Below are 16242 nucleotides of genomic sequence, written 5' to 3'. Positions count from 1 at the left end.
ATGCTGCTTGACGCGCTACTGCTGCAATTGGGCTATAACGCCACGCTTGTGGCGCTGGGTGCGGCAAGTCTTGGTGTCGCGGCTGGGGCGACCGGAACGTTTCTGTTTCTGCGCAAACGGTCGCTTGTGTCCGATGCCATCAGCCACGCGACCCTGCCGGGGATCGGTCTGGCCTTTATTGTGATGGTCGCGCTTGGGGGGGATGGGCGCTGGTTGCCCGGCCTTCTGGCGGGCTCCGCACTGTCGGCGCTTGCCGGTCTGGTGTGCGTCAACTGGCTGACGCGGAACACGCGGCTCGCCGAAGATGCGGCGATTGGCGCTGTGCTTTCGGTCTTCTTCGGGGCCGGGATCGTCATTCTGACGATCATCCAGACGCTTTCCAGCGGGCGTCAGGCGGGGCTGGAGAGTTTCCTACTGGGATCTACCGCCGGGATGCTGTTCAGCGATGCGCTGACGCTGGCCATCGGCGGGGCGTTGGTGCTGGCGCTTGCGCTTGTCCTGCGCAGGCCCATGATACAGGTGGCGTTCGACCCCGGATTTGCTGAAACCACAGGTATCTCTGTCAGCCGGACAGATTTTCTTACGATGACGCTGGTAATGGCAATCACCGTGGTGGGGCTGAAGATCGTCGGGCTGATCATGATTGTGGCCCTGCTGATCATTCCGGCCGTCACTGCGCGGTTCTGGTCCAACCGGGCAGAGCATGTGGTGGCTTTGGCAGGGCTGTTCGGCGGGCTGGCAGGCTATGTCGGTGCGGCCATCTCTGCCACGGCGCCCGCTTTGCCCACGGGACCAATCATTGTGCTGATCGGTTTTGCGCTCTTTGCCGCGTCACTGCTTGTGGCGCCGGGACGCGGGGTGCTGGCAGCTGCGTGGCGATACCGCCGATTTCAGCAGCGGCTGCACCTGCGGCAGGGCCTGATCTCTTTGGCGCAAGGGCAGCCTGTCTATGAACGTCTGACCCGTCGGCTGTTGCGGCGCGAAGGTTATCTGCGTGCTGACAACGTGATAACCGACGAGGGTCGCGCCCGCGCGGCGACCGTCCTGCGGGACGAGGCGCGCTGGCAGGCTGTGCGGCGCAGCGATAGCCTGGCACTGCTGGCGCAACAGGATGACGGGATGACAGACATCGCATCGGTGCTCACATCCGACCAATTGGCCGAGATCGATGCGCGGATCGGCGGACCAAAGGCGGTGACGCCATGATCGGCGCCGAATTCGTGGCCCTGTCACTGCCGCCGCTGCTGATCGGCACATTTGCCGCGATCGCATGCGCGCTGCCGGGGAATTTCCTCGTGCTGCGACGGCAGGCGTTGATCGGTGACGCGATCAGCCATGTTGTATTGCCCGGCATCGTGGTTGCGTTTCTGGTGACCGGACGGATCGGAACCTGGCCCATGATGCTGGGGGCGGCGGGGGCCGCGCTGATTTCCGTAGCGCTTATCGAGCTGATCAGGCGGTTGGGCCGTGTCGATGCTGGCGCTGCGATGGGGGTGACTTTCACCGCGATGTTTGCAGGCGGGGTCTTGCTGCTGGAGCAATCGGACACGTCCTCGGTCCATCTGGATGTGCAGCACGCGCTTTACGGTAACCTCGAAAGCCTGATCTGGCTGGAAGCGGCGGGCTGGAAGTCGCTGCTGGACCCGGTGGCCCTGGCGGCGTTGCCGCCGGAACTGACCCGCATTGCCATAACCCTCGTCGCGGTGATTGCGTTCATACGGCTGCTGTGGCGGCCTTTGAAAATCTCGACCTTCGACGAAGGGTTCGCCCGCGCACAGGGAATACCGGCCACTCTGCTGGGTCTGGCACTGGTCGTGACAGCCGCAGCAGCGGCGGTTGCGGCCTTTGATGCTGTGGGGTCGATCATCGTGATCGCGATGTTCATCTGTCCGCCAGCGGCCGCGCGTCTGATGACACAGCGTCTGGAGGCGCAGATCTGGTGGAGCGTGGCTTTTGCGACGCTGTCCGCTGTTTTGGGATATGTGCTGGCGGGGTACGGGCCGCTGTGGCTGGGTGGTCAGAATTCTGTCAGCGCGGCGGGCATGATCGCGACTGTTTCGGGGATGATCCTTGCAGCGGCGGCGCTGTTTGCACCACATCGCAAGGCGTCCTGACGCGCCAGACGAAACGCGAGGTGGCGTGATCCGATTGAGTGCCTGCGGCACGCAGGATTCTGGCGCTTGTTGCGATGTGAGCCCGCGCTTTCACTGTCGGGACAGTGGAGAGCGCGGGGTTGGTTCCCGGATCAGATGCCGGAGTCGATGATCGCCTTTGCGAGGATCGGCACCGTGGTCTTGTTCAGCCCGGCGATGTTCAGCCGGCTGTCACCGACCATGTAGATGCCGTGGTCGGCACGCAGGGTTTCGACCTGTTCGGGCGAGCAGCCGAGCCGCGAGAACATGCCGCGATGCTGCGCGATGAAGCCGAACCGGTCGGAGCCGGAAAGGCGTTGCAGCTCGCTCGCCAATTGTTCGCGCAGGTCGAGCATGCCTTTGCGCACATCTTCGAGCTCTGCCGCCCAATCGGCGCGCAGATCTTCGTCGGTCAGGACCATCGTCACCAGACGCGCGCCATGATCCGGCGGGAAAGAAAAGTTCTGGCGGTTGAGATAGGCCAGCGTGCCCTGGTTGAGCTTGCGGGCCGACGCGTCCTGCGACACGGCCATCAGCAGGCCGGTGCGTTCGCGGTAGACGCCGAAATTCTTCGAGCAGCTGGCCGCGATCAGACATTCCGGTATGGACGATGCCACCAGCCGTGTGCCTGCGGCATCGTCTTCCAGCCCGTCGCCAAAGCCCTGATAGGCGATGTCGATCATCGGTGTGGCGCCGGTTTTCAGCAGCAGGTCGACCACCGCCTGCCACTGCGTCAGGTTCAGGTTCGCGCCCGACGGGTTGTGGCAGCAGCCGTGCAGCAGGACGAGGTCGCCCTTCTTCGCCTGCGACAGATCCTCCAGCATGCCTTCGAAATTCACCGCGCCGGTGGCATTGTCGAAATAGCGATAAGAGATGGTGGGCAGGCCCATGAATTTCAGGATCGACAGGTGGTTGGGCCATGTCGGATCAGACACGAACACACGCACATCGGGGTTCGCCATCCGCGCCATTTCGAAGGCGTGGCGGACCGCGCCGGTGCCGCCCGGGGTCGCCGCAGCGGCGACATTCGCGCGCTCGACTGCATCGCCCAGAACAAGCGCGATCAGCGCGTCAGAAAAAGCGGGATCGCCTGCTAGGGCCACGTAGCTTTTGGTGGTTTCCTCTTCCCACAGCCGTTTTTCGGCTGCCTTGATGGCGCGCATGACCGGGGTCACGCCTTCGGCATTCTTGTAGACGCCGACGCCCAGATCGATCTTGGTGTCCCGCGGATCTTCCTTGTAGGCCTGCATCAGGGCAAGGATCTTGTCGGCGGGTTGGGCTTTGAGGTTTTCGAACATCAGGCGTCTCCGGTGGCAACGGGGACCGTGGGGAACATGCCCCATTCGGCCCAGGACCCGTCATAGAGCGCGTGATCGGTCTTGCCGATGCGTTCCATGGCGAGGGACAGGATCGCAGCGGTCACGCCGGATCCACAAGTGGTGATCGCAGGCTTTGTCAGATCGACGCCCGCAGCCTCGAACGCTTCGCGAAGCGCGGGGGCCGATTTCATCGTGCCGTCTTCGGTCAGCAGTGTCGCATAATGGACGTTGCGGGAGTTGGGAATATGCCCGGCGCGCAGCCCTTCGCGGGGTTCCGGCTCGTCCCCGCGGAACCGGCCGGGCGAACGCGCATCAATGATTTCATAGTCGCACAGCTTTGACGCGGACGCGACCTGCGTGACGTCTTTGACCATCTGGTTCTGACGCCGCACTGTCATGTGGCGGTCGCGCACGATGGGCGGCATGTCTTCTGTCGGGCGCCCTTCGGCCAGCCATTTCGGCAGACCGCCATCCAGCACCGCGATGTCAAACTGGCCCATCAGGCGGAACAGCCACCAGACCCGCGCGGCAGAGAACATGCCCATGCCGTCATAGACGACCACCTGATGCCCGTCACCCACTCCCATCGCCCGCAGGCGCGACATGAATTTCTCGACCGGCGGCGCCATATGCGGCAGGTCCGAGCGGTTGTCGGAAATCTCGTTAATATCGAAAAAGCGTGCCCCGGGGATATGCGCGGCGTCATAGTTGGCGCGCGGATCGCGGTTCATGTCAGGCAGGTACCAGGACGCGTCAAGAATACGCAGGTCCGGGTCCTTGAGATGCGCGGCGAGCCAGTCGGTCGAAACCAGTGTCTTGGGATCGTCTTGTGCCATGTTAACCCCGAAATCAGTTGCACCTGTGCATACGGTCTGGGGGAATTGTAGGCAAGGGTCAGGCGGCCCGGATGGGCCACCTGAGCGGTGAAATTCGCTTATTTGGCCATCATGTTGCGAACAACGCCGACGATTGCCAGCACAACGCCGCCACCGACGCCGCCACCAGCGACCTGGCCGAGAATCGATGCGATATCCAGGCCGCCACCCGCCGCTGCTTCGGCCATGCCGCCACCGGTCAGGCCGGACAGGATCGTCCCACCCAATCCGCCGCCGACGATGCCGGAGATAGAGTTGATCAGTGTGCCCTGGTTGAGGTTCTTGAGCAGGCCGCCCGCGACGTTACCGCCAACCGCGCCAGACAGAAGTCCGATGATGAGTTCCATGAAGTATGTCCTTCCCGTTGAGCCCATGATCGGGCGAATTGCCGGGCAAGCCTGTCATGGTCCGGGCCTGAAGGTCACGGGAAATACGCAGCCCAATTCCCCCATAGGGTCAGTGGTTCTGGCAGGGTCAGTGGTTCTGGCGTAACAGTCGCTGTTTCTGGCGACCCCAGTCGCGTTTTGCCTCTGTCGCGCGCTTGTCGTGGTTCTTCTTGCCTTTGGCGATGCCGATCTTCAGCTTCACGATACCCCGGTGGTTGAAATACATCACCAGCGGGACGAGCGTCATGCCTTTGCGCTGGGTCTCGTTCCACAGGCGGGAAAGCTCTCTGCGGCTTACCAGCAGCTTGCGCCGGCGGCGATCCTCGTGCCCGAACATCGCCTGCTCGTAAGGTGCGATGTAGGAATTCACGAGCCACAATTCGCCCTCATCGACGGTCGCATAGCTTTCGGCGATGTTGGATTGGCCCGTTCGCAGGGATTTCACCTCGGAGCCGGTCAGGATAATGCCGACCTCGAGGTCGTCCTCGATGGCATAATCGTAGCGCGCGCGCCGATTCTCGGCGATCACCTTGTAGTTTGGATCTGATGTTGTCTTGGCCATGATGGCTGTGATTACACCCGCGCGCGGCGGCTGTCACGCCGGTTTCCGGGTATGGAGCGATGCGCGCCCCGGACTTGATCCGGGGCCTTTGCCCCGCCACGAGTTCGCAATGGCCACGAGGCCCCGGATCAAGTCCGGGGCAGGTGACGCAAAAGGGGCCGCCCGAAAGCGGCCCCTCGTCGGCAATGTTACAGGTATCAGGCTTTGAAGCGCTTGATCTCACCTGTCTTGAGGCGCGTCAGATAGCTTTCCAGCTCGCGCTTCACGACGGGCATCAAGAAGTACAGCCCGATGATGTTGACGACCGCCATGGCGAAGATCGCAGCATCCGAGAAGTCGATAACCGGGCCAAGGCTGGCGGCAGCACCGATCACGACGAAGATGCAGAAGATGATCTTGAAGACCAGTTCCTTGCTTTTGCCTTCGCCGAACAGGTAGGTCCATGCCTTCAACCCGTAGTAGGACCAGGAGATCATCGTCGAGAAGGCGAAGAGGATCACCGCGATCGCAAGCACGTATTTGAACCATCCGAATGTCGAGCTGAACGCAGCAGAGGTCAGAGCCACGCCGGAATTCCCGTCGACCGTCGCGATTGCGCTGCCGGCTTCATTGAGCATGTAGAGACCGGTGTCAGGGTTCACCATCAACTGCCCGGTGATGATGATCACAAGCGCAGTCATGGTGCAGATCACAACCGTGTCGATGAAGGGTTCGAGCAAGGACACGAAACCTTCGGTGATCGGCTCTTTGGTGCGGACCGCCGAGTGCGCGATCGCAGCAGAACCAACGCCCGCTTCGTTCGAGAAGGCCGCACGCTTGAAGCCCTGGATCAGTGCCCCGACCATGCCGCCTGCGACGCCAAGACCGGTGAACGCACCACCGAAGATCTGGCCGAAGGCCCAGCCGATCTTGTCATAGTTCACCAGCAGGATGATCAATGCGGTCGCGACGTAAAGCACACCCATGATCGGTACGATCTTTTCGGTCACCTTTGCGATGGACTGCAGGCCACCCACGATCACCGCAAAGACAATGCCCGCGAAGATGACGCCAGTGATCCAGCCCGGATAGTCACCCACGACATTGGTGATCTGTGCATGCGCCTGGTTTGCCTGGAACATGTTGCCGCCGCCAAGGGCGCCAAGGATACAGAAGATCGAGAACAGGATCGCAAGGAAGCGCCCGCCGGGCAGGCTGCGCTCTGCAAAGCCCTTGGTGAGGTAATACATCGGGCCACCAGAGACGGTGCCGTCTGCATATTCATTGCGGTATTTCACACCCAGCGTACATTCGGTGAATTTCGACGCCATGCCCATCAGGCCTGCAAGGATCATCCAGAACGTGGCTCCGGGGCCGCCGATGCCAACGGCAACCGCGACACCCGCGATGTTGCCCAGACCGACAGTGCCCGAAAGGGCGGTCGCAAGCGCCTGGAAATGGCTGACTTCGCCCGCATCGTCCGGGTCGGAATAGTCACCCTTCACCAGCGCGATGGAATGTGGAAACGCGCGGAACTGGATGAACATGAAGTAAAACGTGAAAACCGTGGCAGCCACGACCAGCCAGGCGACGATCCAGGGAAAGGATGTGCCGGGAAAGGGGCTGAAGATGAAGCTGACAAACCAGCCTGTGGAGTTGGCGAATATCTGGTTGACCTTCTCGTCGATGGATTGCGCCATTGCCGGACCGGCAAGGCTACCCAACATTGTGACGAAGAGCGTCAGAAGGATTGGAAGACGTGACATGTGATATCCCTGTTCTGCTAATCTGTTCTTATGCGGCAATTTTTATGGAACGATGGTGCAGGGCACGGGGGCGATCTGAACCAGTGATCCCGCAACCGAGCCGAAAACCCGCGCAGAAAAAGCGCCCTGTCCGTCACGCCCGACAAACATCTGGGTCGCGCCGGTATCCTTGACGACCTTGCACAAGGTGTCCGCAATGTGTCCGTATTTGATGACCGTCTCGTTCTTGACACCTTTGTCTGACAGCTCGGCCACGACCGGGGCCATCAGTGCCTTTTCGGCGCGTTCAAGTTCATCAGTCCGGCGCTTGTGACGCTCTTCGATCTCTGTCGGCGTGAGGAAGGAATAAGGGGACCATTCCAGCACGTGCGTCACGACCAGCGTTGCATCGTTTGCAACGGCGCGCTCGGCGGCAAAATCAAGCGCCCGTTTGGACGCTGGGCTGCCGTCATATGCGACGACGAATTTTCCTGACATTGCGTTACTCCTGACCTGTTGCCGCAGCCCTATGCAGCGACACATCAGCGCAGGATAACAGCAACGGAATAACCGCGCCTCCCTAAATTGTTACCAAATCCAGCAAATCGCCTGAAATTACGTCGTTTTGCAGGCCAATTGGTCAGGAACGGGCACCTTCTCGACACATGCGACTGCTTGCATCTTTGCGTTGTGGTCTCCGTCTGGCCTATCCCCACCCGCCCGCGGCACCTTTTTCGATTTCGAAAAAATTCATTAATGTGAATATATGAAGCGAAACGAGTCGGGATTGCCCCCTTCACCCTCGCCAAGGAACGCCGCATGGACCTCAAACCGATTTCCGACAGCCTGACAGTGTCGCCCCAGATCACCGTCGCCGATATTCCGGAGCTTGCGCGACAAGGCTATCGTGCCATCATCTGCAACCGCCCGGATGGCGAAGGCGCTGACCAACCCACATTTGAGGAAATCTCGGCTGCGGCGAAGTCCGCAGGGATGGAGGCCGCCTATGTTCCGGTGGTGGCGGGCAAGGTCCTGGACGCGGATGCCGATGCCTTTGGCGATGCGATGCGCGAATTGCCCGGCCCGGTGCTGGCCTATTGCCGCACCGGTACGCGCTCGGCGACGCTTTGGTCACTGGCAGAGGCCGACACGCTTGGCACGGCAGAGGTTCTCTCCCGGACCAAGGCAGCGGGCTATGACATGGCCGGTGTTGTGCGGCGCATCGTGAACGGTGGCAAAACGCCGACCGATACGGGGGATGCCAAATACAACGTCGTCATTGTTGGCGGCGGTGCGGCGGGCATCTCTGTCGCGGCCAGTCTGAAATCCCGCAGCCCGCAGACAAATGTTGCGGTGATTGATCCGGCGGATGTGCATTACTACCAACCCGGCTGGACGATGGTCGGCGGCGGCATATTCGAGGCCTCCTCGACCGCGCGCACGATGGGCAGCCTGATCCCGCGCGGAGTGCATTGGATCAAGGCCGGTGTGGCCGCGTTTGAGCCAGACAACAACGCTGTCATTCTGGATGGCTGCCGCGTGGTGAAATATGACCGTCTGATCGTGTGTCCGGGTCTGAAGCTGGATTGGGACCGGGTCGACGGTTTGGTCGAGACGCTGGGCAAGAACGGCGTCACCTCGAACTACCGCTACGATCTGGCACCCTATACGTGGGAGCTGGTGAAAGACTTACGCAAGGGCCGTGCGCTGTTTACCCAGCCGCCCATGCCGATCAAATGCGCGGGCGCGCCGCAAAAGGCGATGTACCTGTCGGGCGATCACTGGTTCCGCGAGGGCCTGCTGCCCAATATCGACATCCAGTTCATGAATGCGGGTGGCGTGCTGTTCGGGGTCAAGGATTACGTCCCGGCGTTGATGGAATACGTCAAGAAATACGATGCGTCGTTGAACTTCTTCTACAACCTGATTGCCGTGGATGGTAAAGCAAAGACGGCGACCTTTGCTGTGAACAAACCCGATACAGAGGCCGGGCAGGTCACGGTGGAATTCGACATGATGCATGTCTGCCCGCCCCAGACTGCGCCCGATTTCATCCGAGTCTCTCCGCTTGCGGATGGGGCTGGCTGGGTGGACGTGGATCAATCAACGCTGCGCCACAAGAGCTATGACAACATCTGGGCGCTTGGCGACGTGATGAACGCGCCGAATGCCAAGACCGCGGCCGCTGCCCGCATTCAGGCCCCGATCGTGGCCGAGAACGTGGTGGATGACATCGAGGGGCGTTCGCCGACGGCGGTGTATAATGGCTATGGCTCTTGCCCGCTGACGGTCGAGCGCGGCAAGATCGTGCTGGCAGAGTTCGGCTACGGCGGCGCGCTGTTGCCGAGCTTCCCCAAATGGCTTCTGGATGGAACGAAACCCAGCCGTGCCGCTTGGCTTCTGAAAGAGCAGATCCTGCCGCCGATCTATTGGAAGGCAATGCTGCGTGGGCGCGAGTGGATGGCCAAGCCCGAAAAAGTTACGGCTGGATGATCGTTGGGGGGCGTGTCTGCCGCGCGCCTATGTCCCTGCGTCCGCGATGCAGGGCTTTACATATTCTAAAAAATGAATACATAGCGAATTGAAAGCGCCGTAGCGCAAAGCCTTGGCTTGGAAATTGGCAGAACAGGACAGATCGATGACACCGCCGAAACTGACCCGCGCCGCGTTGGAACGGCATTTGCCGATCCTGACATGGACGAAGACCTACGGCCGCGACACGTTGACCTCTGATCTGGTGGCGGCGGTGATCGTGACGATCATGCTGATCCCGCAATCGCTGGCCTATGCGCTTCTGGCGGGATTGCCTGCCGAGATGGGGCTCTACGCATCCATTCTGCCGCTGGTGGCCTACGCGATCTTCGGCACCAGCCGAGTGCTGGCCGTGGGGCCGGTGGCCGTTGTGTCGCTGATGACAGCTGCGGCCGTTGGCAACATGGCGCTGCAAGGAACAGCGGAATACGCGGCAGCGGCGATCACGCTCGCCTTCCTGTCGGGGCTGATCCTTGTGGTGATGGGGTTGTTCCGGCTGGGGTTTCTGGCGAATTTCCTGTCGCATCCGGTGATTGCCGGCTTCATCACTGCGTCGGGCATTCTGATTGCCACATCGCAGTTGAAACATATTTTCGGCGTGGAAGCGGAAGGCCACAATCTGATCGAGCTTGTGTCGTCGCTGGTTTCCCATCTGGGACAGACCAATATCATCACGATGATTATCGGCGTGGCGACGGTGGCGTTCCTGTTCTGGGTCCGCAAAGGGCTGAAGCCATTGCTTATGTCCGCCGGTTTGAAACCGCGAATGGCCGATATCGTGGCCAAGGCCGGGCCGGTGGCGGCGGTTGCGGTCACGACCATTGCTGTCTGGCTGTTCAATCTGGGCGAGCGCGGTGTGAAGATCGTGGGCGAAGTGCCAACGGGCCTGCCTCCGCTGACCATGCCAAGCTGGGATTTGGACATGTGGGGCACGCTGTTCGTCTCGGCCCTGCTGATCTCGGTCATCGGGTTTGTTGAATCGGTCTCCGTGGCGCAAACGCTGGCCGCAAAACGGCGCCAGCGTATCGTGCCAGATCAAGAGCTGGTCGGCCTTGGCGCCTCAAACATCGCGGCCGCGATTTCCGGCGGCTATCCGGTGACCGGCGGCTTTGCGCGCTCGGTCGTGAACTTCGACGCAGGCGCAGAGACGCCGGCGGCGGGTGCCTTCACGGCCGTGGGCATCGCACTGGCCGCGCTTTTGTTGACGCCGCTGCTGTTCTTCCTGCCCAAGGCGACACTTGCCGCAACGATCATCGTGGCCGTGCTCAGCCTCGTCGATTTCTCGATCCTCAAGAAGACATGGGGCTATTCGAGGGTCGATTTCACCGCCGTCGCAGCGACCATCCTGCTGACACTGGGTTTCGGGGTGGAAGTGGGTGTCTCCGCTGGTGTCATGCTGTCAATCGGCCTGTTCCTTTACAAGACGTCGCGCCCGCATGTGGCAGAGGTGGGTCTGGTCCCCGGCACGCAGCACTTCCGCAACATCAATCGCCACGAGGTGGAAACGCGGCCCTCCCTGGTCACGCTGCGGATCGACGAGAACCTCTATTTCGCGAATGCGCGTTTTCTGGAGGATTACGTGACCGACCGCGTTATCTGTGACGAGCCGATCACGGATGTCGTCCTGATGTGCTCTGCCGTGAACGAGATCGACATGAGCGCGCTGGAAAGCCTTGAGGCGGTCATGCACCGGTTGTCCGATATGGGCATCCGCCTGCACCTGTCAGAAGTCAAAGGCCCGGTGATGGACAGGCTAAAACGCAGCCATTTCCTTGACGAGCTGACCGGAGAGGTCTTCCTGTCGCAATTTGATGCCTGGGCGGCGCTTGGCAATCCGCCTGCCAGAGAAGCGTCATAACGGGACGCGGTGCCCGCCCGCCAGAAGGCTGACTGCGCGGCCCTCTATGATGGCAGGGTAAAGCGGGCGCCCATAGCCCGCGCCGCCGTCAAGGTTAACGCGGTTCTCATACCGTTGCGGGACGTGTAGCGCAGTGTGCCCGTGGACGACCAGACGGCCATGGTCGCGCGTATCCTCCAGAAAGCCCTTGCGGATCCAGATCAGGTCTTCCTCGACCTGTTCATCCAAAGGAACGCCGGGTCGAATGCCCGCATGCACAAAGATATGCTCGTCCGTGACATGCATAAGCGGCAGGTTGCGGATAAAGTCGATATGCGCCTGCGGGATCGCCTCTACCGCATCGGCATGGATGTCTTCCGGACTGCGGCGAGAATGGGCATCCACCCCGTAGGAGGCCAGCGTTTCCCGCCCGCCGATCCGGCTATCGAGCCATTCCAGATGGTCGCGCGTATTGGGGTCGCGAAAGCGCGGTGTTTCCAGAAATTTGAGCATGTAGCGGTCGTGATTGCCCATCAGCGCAACCCAATCCCGGCCAGCTGCGATACCGTCGATCAGACATTGAATGACATCTTTGGCCTGCGGTCCGCGGTCCAGATAGTCGCCCAGAAAGACGACGCGGGCAGGAAAGTCGGGGTCGGCCTCGATCTTTGACAAAGCGCCCTGCATGGCGTCGAACTGGCCGTGAATGTCACCGATTGCGAAAAGGGGTTGTGTCATGGGGGCGTCCTTTGGTTGACGCAAGGTCTAGCGCTTTCGAGTTGGCTCTGAAACCCCGGAGGGCAACACCAAATGAAAACGCCGCCCCGTGGGAACGGGACGGCGGTCTTTCAGGTTTTTGACGGGCGCATCAGGCGACGTCGAATTCCAGCGTCTTCACCTGCTGGAACAGCCCGGTGCTTTGCAGCTTGTCCAGCACAGCGGCCGGAACCGGATCGTCGACGTAAAGCAGAGCAATCGCCTCGCCTTTTATCGCAGAGCGACCAAGGGTGAAGTTCGCGATGTTGACGTTGTTTTCGCCCATGGTCGCGCCCAGGGTGCCGATGATGCCGGGCACGTCCTCGTTGGTGGTGTAAAGCATGTGCTGCCCGATCTCGGCGTCGATATTGATGCCCTTGATCTGGATGAACCGCGGCTTGCCGTCCGAGAAGACCGTGCCGGCAATGCTGCGCTCGAACTTGGAGGTGACCACGGTCACTTTGACATAGCCTTCAAACACACCCGACTGCTCTTGATTGGTGGTCGAGATCTGGATGCCACGCTCTGCCGCGATCACCGGGGCAGACACCATGTTCACATCCGGGTTGGCGCGTTTCATGATGCCCGCGATCACGGCGCAGTTCAGGGCGGCGAGGTTCATCTCGGATACGACGCCGTCATACAGAATGTTGATCGCCTTGATCGGCTCGTCCGTCATCTGGCCGATGAAACTGCCAAGATGTTCCGACAGCTTGATCCACGGGCCCATGACCTTGGCTTCTTCGGCGGTGACCGATGGCATGTTGAGCGCATTGGTCACGGCCCCCGTCAGCAGGTAATCCGACATCTGATCGGCGACCTGAAGGGCAACATTTTCCTGCGCTTCAGTGGTGGCGGCACCCAGATGCGGAGTGCAGACAACATTGGGCAGACCGAACAGGGGGTTTTCCTTGGCAGGCTCCTCGGCGAAGACGTCGAAGGCAGCCCCCGCGACATGGCCGGACTTCAGCAGATCGGCGAGCGCTTCTTCGTCCACCAGTCCACCGCGTGCACAGTTGATGATGCGGACGCCCTTCTTGGTCTTTTCAAGGTTTTCACGGCTGAGGATATTGCGGGTCTGATCGGTCAGCGGCACGTGCAGGGTGATGAAATCGGCGCGTTTCAGCAGCTCTTCCAGCTCGACTTTGGCAACACCCATCTTGTCGGCCTTTTCCTGGCTGAGGAAGGGGTCGTAAGCGACGACCTTCATCTTCAACCCACGGGCACGGTCGCACACGATACCGCCAATGTTGCCGGCGCCGATGACGCCAAGGGTCTTGCCGGTAAGTTCGACCCCCATGAATTTGGATTTTTCCCACTTGCCGGCATGGGTCGAGGCCGAAGCCTCCGGGATCTGCCGGGCCACGGCAAACATCATCGCGATGGCGTGTTCGGCGGTGGTGATCATGTTGCCGAAAGGCGTGTTCATCACGATCACGCCTTTCTTGGAGGCGGCCTCGCGGTCGACGTTGTCGACACCAATGCCTGCGCGGCCGATGACCTTCAGATTGTCGGCGTTCTCAAGGATCTTCTCGGTGACCTTCGTGGCCGAGCGGATGGCAAGGCCGTCATACTGGCCGATGACCTCTGCCAGTTTGTCCTTGTCCTTGCCAAGGTCGGGCTGGAAATCCACATCAATGCCGCGATCCTTGAAGATCTGAACGGCGGCGGGGGAGAGTTTGTCGGAAATGAGTACTTTGGGCATGGTATTTCTCTGCGTGCCCCGGACTTGATCCGGGGCCTCCTGTTCAGGGGAAAGGGAGAGGTCCCGGGTCAGGCCCGGGACACGTTTCGCTTGATTGCGATCAGACCGCTTCGGTCTGTTCTGCCATCACTTCTTCGAAGGCCCATTTCAGCCAGAGCGTCAGCTTTTCGACATCCGCCGCCTCGATGGTGGCACCGCACCAGATCCGCAGTCCCGCAGGGGCATCGCGGTAGGCGCCAATGTCATAGGCGGCATTGTAATCGGCGAGCTTCTTGGCAACCGCCTTGGCAAAGGCAGCACCATCCTTGATCCGCTCATCGGTGAATTTCAGGCAAACGGAGGTGTTGGACCGTGTGGCCGGATCGTCGGCAAGGTTCGCGATCCAGTCGTTGCGGTCACAGAAATCCCAAAGCACCTTGGCATTGGCATCGGCGCGCGCCATCAGGCCTTTCAGCCCGCCGACGGATTTTGCCCAGTCAAGTGCGACGAGGTAATCCTCAACCGCCAGCATGGAGGGTGTGTTGATCGTCTCGCCGACGAAGATGCCTTCGATCAGCTTGCCACCCTTGGTCAGGCGGAAGATCTTGGGCAGGGGCCATGCGGGCGTGTAGCTTTCCAGCCGCTCGACAGCGCGGGGGCTGAGGATCAGCATCCCATGCGCGGCCTCTCCACCCATGACTTTCTGCCAGGAGAAGGTTGTCACATCCAGCTTGTCCCACGGCAGGTCCTGCGCAAACGCGGCCGAGGTTGCGTCGCAGATTGTCAGACCCGCGCGGTTCGCCGGGATCGCATCGCCATTGGGCACGCGCACGCCAGAGGTGGTGCCGTTCCAAGTAAAGACGACGTCCGTGTCGAAATCGACGGTCGCAAGGTCAACGATCTGGCCGTAATCGGCGGTCTTGACCTCGGCATCGATCTTGAGCTGCTTGACCACGTCGGTGACCCAGCCTGCGCCAAAGCTTTCCCAGGCAACCATGGTCGCCTTGCGTTCGCCCAAGAGCGACCACATCGCCATTTCCACGGCGCCGGTATCCGATGCGGGTACGATGCCGATGCGGTAGTCTGCGGGGATGCCCAGAATTTCCCGGGTTTCTTCGATCGCGGCCTTCAGCTTGGCCTTGCCGACAGCAGCGCGGTGCGAACGGCCCAATGCGGCGTCCGACAGCTTTGCCAATTCGAATGTGGGGATTTTGGCACAAGGGCCAGAAGAAAAACGCGGATTGTTCGGCCGCGAAGCCGGTTTGGTCATAGCCATGTAGCTACCCTCTCAGATAAGCGCCCTTCGTTGGGGAAGGGTGTCCCACGGCCGGAAATACGGCGGTCTTGGGCGACCCGCAAGACGGATAATGACGATACTGTGTCGCAAAGACACATTTTCGGGCAGCGCGATGGAGCGGATCGGAAATCTTTTGCCTCGGGCGCGCAGTTTGCGCCGGGCGCCTGTCACCTTGGGCGTGTCTTGCCGCGAAAGGAGCAGGTCGGGGCTGGAGATTTTCGGCGTCTCGTGATTAAGCAGCCGGGACGAGAACGAGAGGATATGCCATGTACACCGCAGTCTTGATCGCGAAACCGGGCAATCTGGACCCTGCCTTGGCAGAGGCTCTGCGCAATGCCTGGGGTGGGGCGGATGTGGTCTGGCTGGCGCCGGACGAGGCAGCCGAGTTCGCTCTGGCAGAGGTGCCTGCCAACTTTTGGGGAGTCTGGAAGGACCTTCAGGGGCAGGGCGTTGACCTGATCGCGCAGCCCTCCGAAGGCCGCCGCAAGAGGATGCTGCTGGCGGATATGGATTCCACAATGATCCAGCAGGAATGTATCGACGAACTGGCGGAAGAGGCGGGCGTCGGCGCGCATGTGAAAGACATCACCGCGCGGGCGATGAATGGCGAGCTGGACTTCGAAGGGGCGCTGACCGAACGCGTCGCGCTGCTGAAAGGTCTGGATGCGGCGGTCATCGACAAGGTTCTGGACACGCGCATCACCTTGATGCCGGGTGGGCGGGAACTGGTTGCGACGATGAAGGCGCAGGGCGGCTATGCGGCGCTGGTGTCGGGCGGGTTCACGGCCTTCACATCGCGGGTCGCGTCTCAACTGGGGTTTGATGAGAACCGCGCCAACACGTTGATTGCTAAAAACGGTGCGCTGACCGGCGATGTCGCGCGGCCAATTCTGGGACGCGAGGCCAAGATCGAAGCGCTAGAGCAGATCACCGCAACGCTGGGCATTGCCGAGGCTGATGTGATTGCTGTGGGTGACGGGGCCAACGATCTGGGCATGCTGTCCCGGGCAGGGATGGGGGTGGCTCTGCACGCCAAGCCCAGCGTGCAAGAGCAATGTGACATCCGCGTCAACCATGGCGACCTGACGGCGCTGCTGTATCTGCAAGGCTATGCCAAATCGGAATTTGCTTCCTGAGG

General features: G+C 61.0%; 14 protein-coding genes. 5 read left to right on the top strand and 9 right to left on the bottom strand.

Annotated elements, in window-relative coordinates:
- Both EDD52_RS04155 and EDD52_RS04150 read left to right on the top strand, forming a co-directional pair.
- Positions 1-1206, top strand: coding sequence for a metal ABC transporter permease (locus EDD52_RS04155; protein WP_132242167.1), 1206 nt, complete (start codon positions 1-3; stop codon positions 1204-1206).
- Entirely contained in the window at positions 1203-2114 is a 912-nt protein-coding gene (locus EDD52_RS04150) for a metal ABC transporter permease (protein WP_132242165.1), read from the top strand. Before EDD52_RS04155 ends, EDD52_RS04150 begins: the two co-directional genes overlap by 4 nt.
- 131 nt (positions 2115-2245) lie before the next feature.
- On the opposite strand, the gene EDD52_RS04145 is transcribed toward EDD52_RS04150, so the two are convergent.
- The 6 genes from EDD52_RS04145 to EDD52_RS04120 all read right to left on the bottom strand — a co-directional run bounded on the left by EDD52_RS04145 (position 2246) and on the right by EDD52_RS04120 (position 7496).
- The gene (locus EDD52_RS04145) at positions 2246-3430 is read right to left on the bottom strand and encodes an amino acid aminotransferase (protein WP_132242163.1); all 1185 of its coding nucleotides are present in this window, start codon (positions 3428-3430) and stop codon (positions 2246-2248) included.
- Positions 3430-4287 (bottom strand): 3-mercaptopyruvate sulfurtransferase, encoded by an 858-nt coding sequence (gene sseA / locus EDD52_RS04140; RefSeq protein WP_132242161.1) that lies wholly within the window; start codon positions 4285-4287, stop codon positions 3430-3432. The genes EDD52_RS04145 and sseA overlap by 1 nt, the downstream gene beginning before the upstream one ends.
- A gap of 98 nt (positions 4288-4385) precedes the next feature.
- Entirely contained in the window at positions 4386-4673 is a 288-nt protein-coding gene (locus tag EDD52_RS04135) for a hypothetical protein (protein WP_132242159.1), read from the bottom strand.
- Between the two features lie 127 nt (positions 4674-4800).
- A complete protein-coding gene (smpB, locus tag EDD52_RS04130; RefSeq protein ID WP_132242157.1) occupies positions 4801-5274 on the bottom strand; it encodes an SsrA-binding protein SmpB in 474 nt (157 codons plus the stop codon).
- 197 nt (positions 5275-5471) lie between these two features.
- Entirely contained in the window at positions 5472-7019 is a 1548-nt protein-coding gene (locus EDD52_RS04125) for an alanine/glycine:cation symporter family protein (RefSeq protein ID WP_132242155.1), read from the bottom strand.
- Positions 7020-7061: 42 nt separating this feature from the next.
- Complete coding sequence (locus tag EDD52_RS04120) at positions 7062-7496, bottom strand: universal stress protein (protein ID WP_132242153.1); 435 nt, start codon at positions 7494-7496, stop codon at positions 7062-7064.
- Between the two features lie 321 nt (positions 7497-7817).
- Here EDD52_RS04120 and EDD52_RS04115 point away from each other — a divergent pair, with 321 nt between their 5' ends.
- Both EDD52_RS04115 and EDD52_RS04110 read left to right on the top strand, forming a co-directional pair.
- Positions 7818-9491, top strand: a complete 1674-nt coding sequence (locus EDD52_RS04115; RefSeq protein ID WP_132242151.1) for a bifunctional protein tyrosine phosphatase family protein/NAD(P)/FAD-dependent oxidoreductase — start codon at positions 7818-7820, stop codon at positions 9489-9491.
- A 145-nt stretch (positions 9492-9636) separates the two neighbouring features.
- The gene (locus tag EDD52_RS04110; protein WP_132242149.1) at positions 9637-11388 is read left to right on the top strand and encodes a SulP family inorganic anion transporter; all 1752 of its coding nucleotides are present in this window, start codon (positions 9637-9639) and stop codon (positions 11386-11388) included.
- On the opposite strand, the gene EDD52_RS04105 is transcribed toward EDD52_RS04110, so the two are convergent.
- The 3 genes from EDD52_RS04105 to EDD52_RS04095 all read right to left on the bottom strand — a co-directional run bounded on the left by EDD52_RS04105 (position 11383) and on the right by EDD52_RS04095 (position 15083).
- Positions 11383-12105: a metallophosphoesterase family protein gene (locus tag EDD52_RS04105; protein ID WP_132242147.1), complete on the bottom strand. Its 723-nt coding sequence runs from the start codon at positions 12103-12105 to the stop codon at positions 11383-11385. The genes EDD52_RS04110 and EDD52_RS04105 overlap by 6 nt on opposite strands.
- 130 nt (positions 12106-12235) lie before the next feature.
- Positions 12236-13828 carry a phosphoglycerate dehydrogenase gene (serA, locus tag EDD52_RS04100; RefSeq protein WP_132242145.1) on the bottom strand — a complete coding sequence of 531 codons (1593 nt, stop codon included), beginning with the start codon at positions 13826-13828 and terminating at the stop codon, positions 12236-12238.
- Between the two features lie 100 nt (positions 13829-13928).
- The gene (locus tag EDD52_RS04095; RefSeq protein WP_132242143.1) at positions 13929-15083 is read right to left on the bottom strand and encodes a phosphoserine transaminase; all 1155 of its coding nucleotides are present in this window, start codon (positions 15081-15083) and stop codon (positions 13929-13931) included.
- Between the two features lie 287 nt (positions 15084-15370).
- On the opposite strand from EDD52_RS04095, the gene serB reads away from it, so the two are divergent.
- Positions 15371-16240, top strand: coding sequence for a phosphoserine phosphatase SerB (gene serB, locus EDD52_RS04090; RefSeq protein WP_132242141.1), 870 nt, complete (start codon positions 15371-15373; stop codon positions 16238-16240).
- Positions 16241-16242 lie beyond the last annotated feature (2 nt).

It is taken from the genome of Primorskyibacter sedentarius (genome assembly GCF_004342065.1).
Taxonomy (GTDB): Bacteria; Pseudomonadota; Alphaproteobacteria; order Rhodobacterales; family Rhodobacteraceae; genus Primorskyibacter; species Primorskyibacter sedentarius.
This window is presented reverse-complemented; position numbering and strand designations above follow the sequence as displayed.

Coding starts and splice junctions, on each gene's coding strand:
- serB (WP_132242141.1), top strand. CDS start 15,371: ATGTACACCGCAGTCTTGATCGCGAAACCGGGCAATCTGGACCCTGCC.
- EDD52_RS04120 (WP_132242153.1), bottom strand. CDS start 7,496: ATGTCAGGAAAATTCGTCGTCGCATATGACGGCAGCCCAGCGTCCAAA.
- sseA (WP_132242161.1), bottom strand. CDS start 4,287: ATGGCACAAGACGATCCCAAGACACTGGTTTCGACCGACTGGCTCGCC.
- EDD52_RS04135 (WP_132242159.1), bottom strand. CDS start 4,673: ATGGAACTCATCATCGGACTTCTGTCTGGCGCGGTTGGCGGTAACGTC.
- smpB (WP_132242157.1), bottom strand. CDS start 5,274: ATGGCCAAGACAACATCAGATCCAAACTACAAGGTGATCGCCGAGAAT.
- EDD52_RS04115 (WP_132242151.1), top strand. CDS start 7,818: ATGGACCTCAAACCGATTTCCGACAGCCTGACAGTGTCGCCCCAGATC.
- EDD52_RS04155 (WP_132242167.1), top strand. CDS start 1: ATGCTGCTTGACGCGCTACTGCTGCAATTGGGCTATAACGCCACGCTT.
- EDD52_RS04095 (WP_132242143.1), bottom strand. CDS start 15,083: ATGGCTATGACCAAACCGGCTTCGCGGCCGAACAATCCGCGTTTTTCT.
- EDD52_RS04150 (WP_132242165.1), top strand. CDS start 1,203: ATGATCGGCGCCGAATTCGTGGCCCTGTCACTGCCGCCGCTGCTGATC.
- EDD52_RS04125 (WP_132242155.1), bottom strand. CDS start 7,019: ATGTCACGTCTTCCAATCCTTCTGACGCTCTTCGTCACAATGTTGGGT.
- EDD52_RS04105 (WP_132242147.1), bottom strand. CDS start 12,105: ATGACACAACCCCTTTTCGCAATCGGTGACATTCACGGCCAGTTCGAC.
- EDD52_RS04145 (WP_132242163.1), bottom strand. CDS start 3,430: ATGTTCGAAAACCTCAAAGCCCAACCCGCCGACAAGATCCTTGCCCTG.
- serA (WP_132242145.1), bottom strand. CDS start 13,828: ATGCCCAAAGTACTCATTTCCGACAAACTCTCCCCCGCCGCCGTTCAG.
- EDD52_RS04110 (WP_132242149.1), top strand. CDS start 9,637: ATGACACCGCCGAAACTGACCCGCGCCGCGTTGGAACGGCATTTGCCG.